At 49.0% G+C, this 12,739-nt stretch carries 9 protein-coding genes; 4 read left to right on the forward strand and 5 right to left on the reverse strand.

Annotated features, from left to right (window positions below; translation table 11 throughout):
* Positions 1–67: 67 nt before the first annotated feature.
* Positions 68–1,153 (forward strand): phosphate ABC transporter substrate-binding protein PstS, encoded by a 1,086-nt coding sequence (pstS, locus tag ACJJIJ_RS15325; protein WP_252083407.1) that lies wholly within the window; start codon positions 68–70, stop codon positions 1,151–1,153.
* Between the two features lies 1 nt (position 1,154).
* On the opposite strand, the gene ACJJIJ_RS15330 is transcribed toward pstS, so the two are convergent.
* From ACJJIJ_RS15330 to ACJJIJ_RS15345, 4 genes are all read right to left on the reverse strand, one after another.
* Entirely contained in the window at positions 1,155–3,038 is a 1,884-nt protein-coding gene (locus ACJJIJ_RS15330) for a diguanylate cyclase (protein WP_444937814.1), read from the reverse strand.
* 315 nt (positions 3,039–3,353) lie between these two features.
* A complete protein-coding gene (locus ACJJIJ_RS15335; protein ID WP_444889327.1) occupies positions 3,354–4,133 on the reverse strand; it encodes a sulfite exporter TauE/SafE family protein in 780 nt (259 codons plus the stop codon).
* A gap of 138 nt (positions 4,134–4,271) precedes the next feature.
* Positions 4,272–5,237: a sulfotransferase family 2 domain-containing protein gene (locus ACJJIJ_RS15340; RefSeq protein WP_444889326.1), complete on the reverse strand. Its 966-nt coding sequence runs from the start codon at positions 5,235–5,237 to the stop codon at positions 4,272–4,274.
* 523 nt (positions 5,238–5,760) lie between these two features.
* Positions 5,761–6,369, reverse strand: coding sequence for a MarC family protein (locus tag ACJJIJ_RS15345; RefSeq protein WP_252083411.1), 609 nt, complete (start codon positions 6,367–6,369; stop codon positions 5,761–5,763).
* Between the two features lie 166 nt (positions 6,370–6,535).
* On the opposite strand from ACJJIJ_RS15345, the gene aceK reads away from it, so the two are divergent.
* Positions 6,536–8,290 (forward strand): bifunctional isocitrate dehydrogenase kinase/phosphatase, encoded by a 1,755-nt coding sequence (aceK, locus tag ACJJIJ_RS15350; protein ID WP_252083412.1) that lies wholly within the window; start codon positions 6,536–6,538, stop codon positions 8,288–8,290.
* Between the two features lie 56 nt (positions 8,291–8,346).
* Positions 8,347–8,847 carry a hypothetical protein gene (locus ACJJIJ_RS15355; RefSeq protein WP_252083413.1) on the forward strand — a complete coding sequence of 167 codons (501 nt, stop codon included), beginning with the start codon at positions 8,347–8,349 and terminating at the stop codon, positions 8,845–8,847.
* Positions 8,848–8,912: 65 nt separating this feature from the next.
* On the opposite strand, the gene ppk1 is transcribed toward ACJJIJ_RS15355, so the two are convergent.
* Positions 8,913–10,979 (reverse strand): polyphosphate kinase 1, encoded by a 2,067-nt coding sequence (gene ppk1 / locus ACJJIJ_RS15360; protein WP_444937815.1) that lies wholly within the window; start codon positions 10,977–10,979, stop codon positions 8,913–8,915.
* A 251-nt stretch (positions 10,980–11,230) separates the two neighbouring features.
* Between ppk1 and ACJJIJ_RS15365 the strand changes: the two genes are divergently transcribed.
* Positions 11,231–12,703, forward strand: a complete 1,473-nt coding sequence (locus tag ACJJIJ_RS15365) for a Ppx/GppA phosphatase family protein (protein WP_252083415.1) — start codon at positions 11,231–11,233, stop codon at positions 12,701–12,703.
* Positions 12,704–12,739: the final 36 nt, after the last annotated feature.

The following is a 12,739-nucleotide window of genomic DNA, read 5'->3' on the forward strand; positions in this document are numbered from 1 at the left end:
GCCTATTTTTGGCGGCTCGTCGTTGGTCTCCAATAAGAGACCGGTGACCCTTCAGTTGAGGTAACCCATGTTATCGAGGTACACCGCGGTACTACGCCGCCTTGCAGCCATACTGGCGGTGACCGCTGGCATTTCACTCTTCGGCCTACAAGTGCAAGCCCAGGTGCCAGAAAACCCCGTTAATCTGCGGGGCAGTGGCGCCAGTTTCCCCTATCCGATTTATGTGGAGTGGTTTCGCCAGTTTACCCACCGCGAGAACAATATTTTTATTTTTTATGAAATGAGTAATAGCGGGGACGGCATCCGCGATTTCCTCGGCCATACAGTAAATTTTGCCGCCTCAGATGCGGCCATAGAAGTCGATCAACTCAAGAAACTCAAAGAGGGAGGTGTTGTATTACCCGTCACTGCCGGGCAAGTAGTGTTAGTGTTTAATTTACCGGGTATCAATAGACTGAAACTATCGCGGGAAGCCTATGTGGGCATTTTTATGGGCAAGATCCGCCATTGGGACGATCCAATCATCGCCGCCAGTAATCCAGATATTAAATTACCACGCACAGATATTTCAGTGGTTACCCGCTCTGAGAGCTCCGGAACTTCCTATATTTTTTCCGGCCACCTCAGCGCAGTAAGTGAAGAGTTCCGTGAGAATATTGGCCTGGACCGCACACCCGACTGGCCCCGGCTGTCGACCTTTAAAATCGCACCAGGTAACCAGGGTGTAGCGGCCAAAGTACGAGAAATACCCGGCGCTATCGGTTATGTGGAGCACGGCTTTGCCAACATCGTCAATTTACCGGTAGCAATCCTGGAAAACCGCGCCGGTCAATTTATCGAAGCCAATGCCAAGAGCGGAGTAGCTGCATTAGAAGAAGTGGAATTTCCCGATAGTAAACTGCCTGTGAGCGGCGCGCCCAACCTGATCGCCTGGGTCTGGGACCCCAAAGGGAAAGATGCCTACCCGATTACCAGCTTTTCCTGGTTGCTGCTCTACGCCAATCAGAAAGATGATGTTGCCCAGGCTCTAAGACAGATGCTGGTCTTTATGTTGAGCCAAAATTCCCAGTCGGAAGCCGGCAATATCGGTCTGGTACCTCTACCAGAAAATGTGCGTATCAGGGTGCTCAACGCAGTGACCTATGTGCAGTAGCTCAGCCCTCCGCCACTGCATACTCTAAGACACGATTGCGACCTGTCCTTTTGGCCCGGTAAAGAGCGCTGTCGGCATGCTGCAATAATTCCAGCACGTCTCTCTCTCCCTGCAGCTGGGCCACGCCAATGCTAGCGGTAAACTGCACCGGCCCCAGAGCGGACTTGATCATAATTTTGGCGATATCTTCATGGATACGCTTGGCAACAGCCAGCGTACCTGGGCCATCGGCACTAACCAGTAGTGCAAATTCCTCACCGCCTATACGCCCAAACACATCCACCTCACGCACATGCTGGGCTATTACCCGGGCAGTGGCACACAAGGCCTGATCACCGATCAGGTGGCCATGGCAATCATTGATTGATTTAAAGCGGTCTATATCCAACATCAATATACCCAGGGGAATTTGCTTGCGTTGAGCCAATTTGAGCAAAAGATTGGACTCTTCAAAAAAACTGCGGCGATTGTGAATGCCTGTAAGTGGATCGGTACGTGCCTCCAATTCCGCCCTGGCCTTGGCAGCCTCCAACTCCCGAGTGCGTGACTGCACCAACTCCTCAAGATCAATCTTGGATACTTCCAGCTGTTGCAGGTATTTTTTTTCCGCCCGATCCTTCTGTAACCGCAGGCGCTGCACCATTAAACCGATCGCTGCCATAATCGCCAGCATCTCCACAAAAGAGGCCACCGGCGGCCAATAGTAGTTGACCGGGTTGTGCACCACATAACCGAGATCACGCATTGCCTGCACCAGTAGCCCCAGCACTAGGGTGGCCCACCCCAGGGCAAACACTCCTGCAGCATTCTCTCCCTGGCGCCAGCGAATCATCGCGATCGGCACGACCAGGGGATAACAAAGCAACGCGATGATCATCGATATTTGGGAAAGGGCCTTCAGCTCTAAAAACACGCAACCAATCAGGAAAGCACCGTTGAGTAACATCAGCTGTAAGAGGAAGTCCAACTTTGGCGTGTACTGACGGGTTTCGAGAAATGTCCGTGCAAAGACAAGCCCGGCCATAATTGCCACAGCCCCACTAAGAGAGCCGTATCCCCAGTGGAAGCTGCCGGTCATCAGGTATTGATGGGTATATCCAAGCACCGTACCCCACACCAGGATTTTGCTGGCGCAGTAAAAAGAATAGATATAGAGAATCTTTTCTTTGATTGCGATCGCTCCCACCAGGGCAAAGACCGCCATTAGAAAGTAGCCTCCAAACAGAAAAGCGATCAGGCTCGTCTCACCCTTACTATTTTGTTGCAATGCCTGGGGGCTCCAGATACGCAGACTGGGAAAGACCACACCCAATTCGCCAGAATCAAACCTTACCATTAGCTCCTGAGTGGCCTCCGGTGCGATGGTCACTGGAAAAACAAAACGGTTATGCGCCACCTGCCGACGGGTAAAAGGCTCATAAATAGAAAGGTTGCTCACCTCGCGGAAGAGATCACCACTGCCCGCCTTCCGGCTAAAAGCTTGCAAACCGACCAGCTGGTGATCGACATACTCAATATTTAGGGTTAGCGGGTGGCTGTCGCGATTGCGCAACGTAAAGTGAGACCAGAAAACACCGGCGCTTAGACCGGTGGAACCCGCTGTTTCCAGAATGCGAAACTCTCCCAACTCATGAGCTTGTCGTGCACTATAAATATCGCTCTCTCCACCCTTGTCGTGCCATATCGCATGGAGTCCGGTGGAATTTTCCCCCTGCTCATTGGTGTTCACGTCCAGGGGAGTATGCGCCCATACCGGAACCTTGGACAGGAAAAGGGCATAGAAGGTTAATAGTAGAAAAACATAGAAAGAGGGACGAATGTACCAACATTTAAAAATAGAACGCCACAGATCCAGTAACCGCAGTCTTATTATTCTGTCTTTCATAGTCTTGGCGCGCGGGGATAACACTTACCCCTTATAATGCCTTCCTCCAGAGCAGTAAATGACAGCCTCTCACTTAACGCGAGACATTCTGGCTAGCTAACGCTTTCACAGTGATCAATCCGCCCCCTCAATAAAGTTTTGCATATCTTTTGGCTCTCAATCGGAGCACCATAGGTACTAGCAACCGCTAAAGTTCGAATTTACACAAAAGACACAACATTGCAGCAATTCCCTTATTAATTACTAATCCTTGATCACAGAGATTTCTCCACTGTCTCAATGCTTATCCGTATACGCTCGTTTTGCGACAAGTATCTAACTGAGTAAGGTGATATCAGAAAAAATATCGGGTCTTAATTGAGCAATTTGTGTCAAAGATCGTGATGCGAGAAACACTCCACAAATAAACATTAGAGCGAGCATATAGTAATGAAAGCGCTGTGTACTCATACGCAAGATGCGATGCTTAGCAAGGTAAACTCCAATAATCCCTCCAATACCAATAGCAACGCCATAACTTGCCAAATTCATGGTGATAGCACCAAAGCTAAGGTAAGTCATTATTTTGGTGGCCTGTAAGACCATGGTGTTCAACGCCTTGGTTGCAATCAAATTTTCCTTATCAACGCCGTAATTGATAAAGAAGGGATTCTGCACCGGGCCAATAGCACCAATAATCCCAGAGAGAAATGCGACTACTACACCTAGGAAGAAAAAGTAGGGCAAACGCATTGGAAAAGAAGATTGTTTTCTACCGAGCCGATATTGAACCAAAGTGGACATCAAGAAGATGCCCACAAAGAGTTGAAGCCAAATTGGGTGCATTTGACTATAAATATAGGCACCAACCATCGCCCCCAGAATACTACCGGGTAGCATCCAGCAAATAACGCTCCAGTTAATATATGGCCAAAAGAACAACACGCGGGAAGGTGCGGCAATAACACTGCCAATCGTAATCGTAGGAGCCACCAAATGTGGCCCAATCAAGAGACCGACTAGTGGAATCATCAGCATGGCCCCACCACCGGCAGCGAGGGTGCAGATATACCAGGAGAGGGCCCCAAAGATTAGTAAAACTGGGATTAGTATCATGCTCTTATCCGCAGCTCAAAGATGCCTCTGCTAGGCAGGCAATAAATTTGCAGGCGATTGATAGCCCGAAGAGTCAGTCAATATAGACCATAGAAAGATCGGTAGAAATAACGAAGAAAAGTCACTTCTCCAATAGACTTAATCTTCACCGCGAATTACCCAGGGAGAATTTACTAGCGGTTGCCCCGTCTCAGCCACCTCACACTCCAGAATTGCGCCCTTTGCAAAGCCAGAGATATCTATAGAAAAACCGACGAAACCACCACGGCCTGCACCATTTGCGCGTAGATCAGCACGATATTCATTCGCTAGAACTTCGCCCTTATAGGCCCCATCAACTTTCACACGCAGTACAACCGCATCATCGCTTTGCTCGGGAATAGCACACCCTAGAATATGTTCCTTGGCCTGACCGCTAAGCAAGCCGGCCACAAATTTCATGCCGTTCTTGAAAAGTGAGACTCTCCATTCAAATTGTGACACTGCCTTATCATATAGATCAATTTCACGAGCATTCCTAATACACGTTTCATCTAATTGGTTTTGAGGAATATCATATTTCCCCTTAAGATCCTCACGCCCTAAATTCATTGTTAAATACGGAATTTCTATTCCATATTTATTATTTAGCAACTGTAGGGATTCATCATACCTCTCAGTCAAACCAACAAAGCCGAAAAGTGGCCAGGAAAACCTCCGAAAAATTTTTAGCTGCCGATTGGTGAATGATGACTTACTATAAAAAGACTTAAAACTGTCTTTATACCCATTATGTCGAGAATAGTGTTTATATTCTGACACCAACCTCTGTATTGGATCTCGCAAAATTGTTACTGTATTTTCCAGGCCAAATATTGGAAGATAACGTACTGAATTTGAATGACCTGCAAGCATTTTAATATTTTTGTATTTCATCTTCTGAAAAAATAACCATAGATCAGGATTGTCACCCATCCAAGCTTTCACAATATCGCTGGTATGCTTCGATCCTGGGCCGTAATCAAGACAAATACTACCATCGCCAAAATATGTTGATGCGCCAAGCCGAAAGCTTGTTCCTGCAGTTTTTGGAACATGAATAAATAAAAGTGGGTTCACCACCATAAAAATCCCTTAAGAATGGTATGTAATATGTTCCCGATGCTTCCAAAAATCACAACAAAAATACAGAGGGGAAACACATCAAGAAAATGATAAAGGATTGTCTTTTGAAAATCTTATCTCTTAGCCAATTCATTTCTTATAAAACAATCACTTATCATTGTGCATCATCTAATCATAGTTAGGTTTAGCGATGTGAACAACTATCTGACTATTGCCTAACAAACAAAGGACGTAACTGTGACTACAGTCTTCTTTTGGCCATTTGTTAATGATATTTAGACAACAAAATAATAAGTCATAAGATATTACTCAGGCGTATTTTAGCTTTACTGGCACAACATAGTCACAGAGGAAGCATGCTTCACCACAGTACAATACAGTATTCAGTAGCATCTTTTTATTGAATAAAACGCATCCTGCATGGGGAAATCGAAACGCGGAATAATCGAAATGAATCGACGAGAAAACTTGTAAAGACACCCCAACTGACGTTCGAGGTGCCTGTTCATTCTGACTGGGCAGCTTAGATGGAGAAGAACTGCTGTATACCCAGCAGTACATTGGTGGTGGCTACCGAGGCGAGTATCAGCCCCATCACCCGGCTGACGATACTGGCGCCAGCATCCCCTATAAACCGATAGATCCAATTTGCGGTTAGTAACAGTGCAATCACAATCCCCAATACCGCCAGCATCGCCGTGGCAGTGTTGAGTTGATGCATCATATCAAAGCGATGATTATCGGTAAGTACCACTGCCGCCAGCATGGCGCCCGGCGAGGCTATTGAGGGCACCGCCAGCGGGAATATCGCGGTCTCATGGCCCTCGCGGACAATCTCCATCTCCTGCTCAGGTTTACTATCACCAAATATCATGGTGAGGGCAAACAGGAACAACACTACGCCACCTGCCACCTGAAAAGCTGACAGCGGTACACCTATTGCCTCCAACAGGAATTGACCGACCAATAAAAAGAACAGCAAGATGCCAGCGGCTACCAATACGGCCAGCCAGGCGATTTTGCGTTTTTGCCATTCGGCGTGACGGGAAGTGACCGCAATAAATACCGGCAGAGTGCCCACCGGATCGATCACCGCAAAGAAAAAGACAAAACTACTGATCCAATCGTTCAACTGGTACTCCGGCGTGCCGTGCTACTATCCGCTTATTCCCTGCCGCGGGGAGATCGGCAAGCGCCGGGGCGGTGGAATCTGGTAAGGCGCGGGTTAACCCCGTCAGCCACCCCAAATGCTCCCCAGGCAGATGCTTAACCTGAAACTCAAAAACCAAGTCTAGTGCATGACCAATCACTCACCGACCGCCCGCCGCATCGCGAAGACCATCCTGAATGGTTTTGATGCGTATTTCGCAGACTATCAGAACATCACTCTGGGCGCCAAGGCGCGCTTTGAGACCGCTTCCTGGCAGGCCGCACATGAGGCCAACAAGGAACGCATCGACCTGTACAAAACCAAGGTCAACCAAGTGCTCAAACTGGTGCACTCAGTTACCAGTAAAGATACCAGTCAACTGGAACTGTGGCGGGATGCCCGCGCCACCTACGCACAACTAATCGCCAATCACAGCAACTACGAGATTGCCGAAACTTTCTTCAACTCTGTCTTTTGCAGCCAATTTCGACACGCGGATATTCACGACAAAAATATTTTCGTCAAACCCTCTCGCGCACCAGACGACAAACCGCTGCGGGATTACAGCATTTATATCAGCTATAGCGGGCGTGATGGACTCGAATATATGATCGAGGACATCCTCAAAGACTTCAGCTTTTCCGCCCCTTGGGAAAATATGCAGCGGGATATCGAAAATATCTGTGCACTTTTACGCGAGGCGCCGCTGGCCAAGCTGGAGAATGAAAAACAGCTGCGTGTAGATATGCTGGAGTCTGTGTTCTACCGCAACAAGGCCGCCTATTTAGTGGGTCGCATGATTTTTAATGGCGAAGTGGTACCTATTATTCTGCCCTGCTTGAATAACGGCCGTGGTGGTATTTTTGTGGATACCCTGCTGCACAGCAATGATTCCGCTAGTATTATCTTCAGCTTCACCCGCTCCTATTTTATGGTGGATGCGCCCATTCCTTCGCGTTTCGTGCGCTTTCTCTCCACTATTATGCCGCTCAAGGAAAAGTCGGAACTGTACAACTCCATCGGCTTCCACAAGCACGGCAAGACCGAATTCTACCGCCATATCCTTGCTCATATGAAGGTGAGCAACGACCAGTTTGTAATAGCACCCGGCATCAAGGGCATGGTAATGAGCGTATTTACCCTGCCCTCCTATCCAGTGGTATTCAAAGTCATTAAGGATCGCTTCGATCGCCCAAAAACCGTCACCGAAGAAATTGTGCGGGAGAAATATAAATTTGTATCCCGCTCAGACCGCGTTGGGCGTATGGCCGATACCCAGGAATACACCAATTTCATCTTCTATCGCAATCGCTTTAGTGAAGAACTACTGCGTGAGCTACAGGAGGTAGCACCCTCCAAACTGGTCATTAATGAGAAGTGGGTAATTATCCGGCACCTCTATGTAGAACGGCGCATGGAACCCCTCAATCTCTATTTACAAACCTCCAACGAAGAGGAAACTCGAGAAGCGATGGAGGAATATGGCAATGCCATCAAGCAGCTAGCAGCAGCCAATATCTTCCCCGGCGATATGCTTCTTAAGAACTTTGGTGTGACCCGTCACGGCCGCGTGGTCTTCTACGATTACGACGAGCTGTGCCCGCTGACGGAGTGCAATTTCCGCAAGATTCCCGAAGCGCAAACACCCGAGCAGGAACTGGCAGACAAACCTTGGTACACCGTGGATGAAGCGGACGTCTTCCCAGAGGAGTTCCGCCTGTTCTTCTCCGGTAATCCCACCGCGCGCTCAGCTTTTGAGAGGTTGCACAGCGACCTCTACGATTATCGATACTGGAGGCGCCTGCAAGACCGTATCCGCGCCGGGCATGTGGAGAGCGCCTTCCCCTACCGGCGTAAGTGGCGCTTCCATCGCCGTGCTCCGGCCATCGCCCGCAACAAATAAGCACTCAATCTATGGCTATATTGGTAGGAGGCCCCCACAATTCGAATAGGTGATCAGTGCGCATACTTGCATGGGCCGCAACTCTAGCGGCCCTGGCTCTATTAACAGCCAGTGGCTGCGGTTATCTGCCCAGTGAAATGACCATTCCCGGCAAGGAAAAGGCGCCGCCTCCTCACGCCCGTATCACTGGAAAACCCCAAGTAGTCAGCTGCGCAACTCCAGCACAGGGATTTCGCCCAATTCCATTCGACAACCTCTACACCTTCACCGGCAGTGAACCCCAGCCTTTTCAGGAAAAGGCCAGTGTGCCAATGCAATACGATGTACTGGCCTATGTTTGGGGTAGCGAGCCCTGCGCACCCAGCGCCTTTTGCAAAAGAGGGGATTACTATTGGCTGATCGGGCGAGGACCTGGCAATGATTTCCAGACCTGGGTAGTTACCCCACAGTTTCCACGTATGATTATCCAGTCGACTTGCTATGAATGGCTGCAAATCGGACAACGCTATCGCTTTTCATTCAGTCGAGGAAAGTTGGTGGGGTTCAGCCGGGACTAAGTGAGCCAAATTACTGTGAGTGCTTTTAAAGCTTGCAAACCAGTTCTTGTCGAAACCAACTAAGTTCAAGCGTCAGACTGCTTCTTCAAATAGCGGTATATAGCATCCTGGGAACGACAGTTTTTTTTGCCAGAGTTGGCAATTTTAGTATTACTCTGACTCGCATCCACAATCCGAGCTTTTTGATTATCACTCCATTGCAACTCCAAAATTTTTCGAATCGTCTCACGGTGATCAGTATTCATAATTGGAAAAGTCACTTCCACCCGGTGATCTAAATTACGAGTCATAAGATCTGCTGAAGAGAGCCACATTATCTCCTCTCCACCGTTATAAAATATATAAACACGCGCATGCTCCAGAAACTTATCTACCAAACTGACAACTTGAATATTGTCAGAAAGACCCGCTGTCTCACACACTAAGGTACACATACTTCGTACAATGATTCTTACTTTTACTCCTGCGACACTAGCACTATAAAGCCGCTCCACTACCTGGCTGTCCACCAGGTTATTACACTTAAAAAACAACTCAGCTCTATCGCCCCTTTGGGCCGCCTCAATTTCTCGATCTATTGCCCCCAAAAGCGCGGCACGGTTTGTCAGAGGAGAAACTGCGATATGCTGAAATACCGGGCGACGTCGAGTACGTCGAATAAATTCAAAAACATTGTAGACATCCAGGCCCAACTCCTGATTATTAGTTAACAAACTAAAATCACAGTAAATTCGCGCAGTACTCTCATTAAAATTTCCTGTCCCCAAATGACTGTAAAGCTTATCCTTACCCTCCTCTCGACGAAGAATAGAAATCAATTTACAGTGAACTTTCAATCCTGGAACACCATAAATAACCTCTACCCCCGCATCGGAAAGCTCCTTCGACCAGTGAATATTTGCCAACTCATCAAATCGCGCGCGCAACTCAACAACAGCAATGACTTTTTTATTATTCCGCACGGCATTAATCAAAGCAGCCACCACCCGTGAATTCTTTGCAACCCGGTAGAGATTGATCCGAATTTCTCGCACCTGTGGATCAATTGCTGCAGATGCGAGCAAATTGGTGATTACGCGAAAATCATGATAAGGGTAGTAATAAAGCCGATCTGCACTGCGAATATGTGCAAAGGCGCCCCCCTTACCTGGTAACGTTGGCAGTGGTAATAGTGGCTTATAGATATAACTCCCAGAATCTGCGGGGAACTTCATTAGATCTTTGGAGTTGTGGTAGCGCCCACCGGGCGTATAAGTATCATAGCGCCCCATTTTTAATTTTTTCTTCACCATATTTAGGAGCACTTCAGGCATTTCTGCATCGTAAGCAAGGCGCACTGGATCGGCGCGCTTACGCCTCTTAAGAGATTTCTCCATACGGTCCACGAGGTTTTGAGTTATCTGTTCACCCAATTCAAGCTCAGCATCACGACTAATCTTGAACATATACGCTTTGGCCGAACGAATCGGCAAAACCTGGCGAAACACCTCTACCAAGCAGGCCCGTATAATATTATCGAGAACGATATATACTTTTTCACGCTTTCCCTCACGGGGTGGAATCACAACAAAACGCGATAAAGTATTAGTGGGAATTTCCATTGCCGCATAACGCTGGGTACCATCTTTTAGACGCAAAAAAATGGCAAAATAGATACTCGCCTCATTAAGCAGCGGCATAGTATCAAGGTCATCAATAAAAAAAGGCTCCAGCTCTGGTAATACTTCCCGATGGAAATATTCTTCGACAAAGGTGCGTTGGTGCTCAGTTAGCGTGGTTTCCCTAACTACATGGATATTGTGTTTATCGAGATCTGCCAGTGCTTTAGCGTAAGCTCGTGCATAACGTCGCTGCAGGCGCAGTATACGCTCATTAATTTGCCCGAGTAGTTTGGCAAAATGTCTTTTCTCCTGTTCAGCCCCTGCGAACGCGGCAAGACGGCGCACATCAGCTACACGTACACGGAAAAATTCATCGAGATTGTTAGAGAAAATTCCCAGGAAACGCACCCGATCAATAATGGGTACAGTTTCGTCTTCAACTTCCTGTAGCACTCGCTCATTGAAGGACAACCAGCTCAACTCTTTTGGGTATAGAGGGATATCGTTAGGTATTGAAGGTTTGTAATACATATTCAACCGGAGTGAATTTCCCTGCCCCAAGAATTCGATGCCAATTTAGGGGAAGTACATATCGAACAACTTATAGGGGCACAGGCATCAACCTATGACGAGCTATTCTCGCGAAAGGAAGATTTACGCGCATTTTCGTCACAACCAGGGGGAAGACCCCGCCAGATTGAAATAATCAACATGAGCACAAGGTTATACAGTTAATAGTAGAGTAGCTTGCCGTCTTAACTAACACGGGCCTAAGGATGTCGATGCAATCACCAAGTGAGCGCTACGTTGCGCTCGACCTCGGCTCCAACAGCTTCCACCTGTTGTTAGCGGAATTTCGCGATCAACGCATGGTACGTCTGCATACCGACCGCGCCATGGTGAGACTGGCAGAGGGGCTGGACGCCCACCGCCACCTAAACCCCGTGGTATCAGAGCGCGCCCTGACCGCTCTCACTCGCTTTCAACCTGTACTACAAAAACTACCAGTCGATCATATTCGCGTCGTCGGTACCAATACCCTGCGCGCCGCCGCGGCTAATGCCGATGGTTTTCTCGAAGAGGCCGAATCCATTCTCGGCGTGCCCGTGGAAATTATTAGCGGTATTGAGGAGGCACGCCTGATTTACAGTGGCGTAATGGCCGCCGCCGACGGCCCACCACGGCTTCGCTGCATTATCGACATCGGCGGTGGCTCCACCGAACTGGTGCGCGGCAGCGAATCCCCCCAACAGTTACAAAGCCTGGAAATGGGTTGCGTTTCCTACAGTAGACGCTTTTTTGCCGATGGCCTGATCAGTGAAAATACCGTCAACCATTTTAAGCGCGCACAGCGCGCCGCCCGCGCCGAGTTGCAAGGGTTACAACACATTGCCGCCGAAGCGGAAGTTATCGGCTGCTCTGGCAGCGTGAAGGCGGTTTCACGGGTACTGAATGGAGGAGAGGTGGCGGATATCGTGCACGAGGATATCGACCGTCTCGCCAAAGAAGTTGCCAAGGTGGAGCATATCGCCGAACTGGAGCTGCCCGATCTCGACGAGGAGCGGCACCCGGTATTCGCCGCCGGCCTGGCAATCCTGCACGCCATCTTCTGTGAATTGGATATCCAGCGCATGGAGGTTTCGCCCTATGCCATTCGCGAGGGCATAGTGCATGACCTGGCGGGGCGGCTGCACGGTGGCGATCGCCGTGCCAGTACTGTAGACGCTGTGGTACAGCACTGGCAGATTGACCAGAACCAAGTGCGCCGAGTGAACGACACCGCCCTCAAACTATTGCAGCAATTGCGCCCCGAATACCCGCTGGAAGGAAGGCAACGACTGCGCTGGGCCATCCAGCTACATGAAGTGGGGCTGGCACTCACCCACAGCAGCTTTCGCAAGCTCGGTGCCTATATGATCAAGCATGCAGATATGGCTGGATTCTCCAACGGCGAACAGGAGCACCTGGCCTACCTAGTGCGCAACCAGCGCGGTCCAATCAAAGCACCAAAAGAGCACTACGGTTTCCACCCAAGCCCAGATTTACTGCTGTGTCTGCGCCTTGCCAGCATTATTCATCGCGACCGCACAGAGCGCACTTTGCGGGGAATCAACTTGGCAGACCAGGGAGATGCCTATCGCTTGCAAATTGAGCGTGAATGGCTGGATAGCAGCCCGGCGATAGAGGAATTGCTTTACCAGGAGGAGCAGCACTGGCAATCACAGACACGCCCTCTACGCCTACTTGCGGTATAAGCGTCCCTGCGAATAGCGATGAATGCCGGTAACATG

The organism is Microbulbifer mixtoriginis (SeqCode) (genome assembly GCF_052467945.1).

Excerpts from the sequence above, each read along its gene's own strand:
- pstS (WP_252083407.1), top strand. The coding sequence starts at position 68 with ATGTTATCGAGGTACACCGCGGTACTACGCCGCCTTGCAGCCATACTG.
- ACJJIJ_RS15330 (WP_444937814.1), bottom strand. The coding sequence starts at position 3,038 with ATGAAAGACAGAATAATAAGACTGCGGTTACTGGATCTGTGGCGTTCT.
- ACJJIJ_RS15335 (WP_444889327.1), bottom strand. The coding sequence starts at position 4,133 with ATGATACTAATCCCAGTTTTACTAATCTTTGGGGCCCTCTCCTGGTAT.
- ACJJIJ_RS15340 (WP_444889326.1), bottom strand. The coding sequence starts at position 5,237 with ATGGTGGTGAACCCACTTTTATTTATTCATGTTCCAAAAACTGCAGGA.
- aceK (WP_252083412.1), top strand. The coding sequence starts at position 6,536 with ATGACCAATCACTCACCGACCGCCCGCCGCATCGCGAAGACCATCCTG.
- ppk1 (WP_444937815.1), bottom strand. The coding sequence starts at position 10,979 with ATGTATTACAAACCTTCAATACCTAACGATATCCCTCTATACCCAAAA.
- ACJJIJ_RS15365 (WP_252083415.1), top strand. The coding sequence starts at position 11,231 with ATGCAATCACCAAGTGAGCGCTACGTTGCGCTCGACCTCGGCTCCAAC.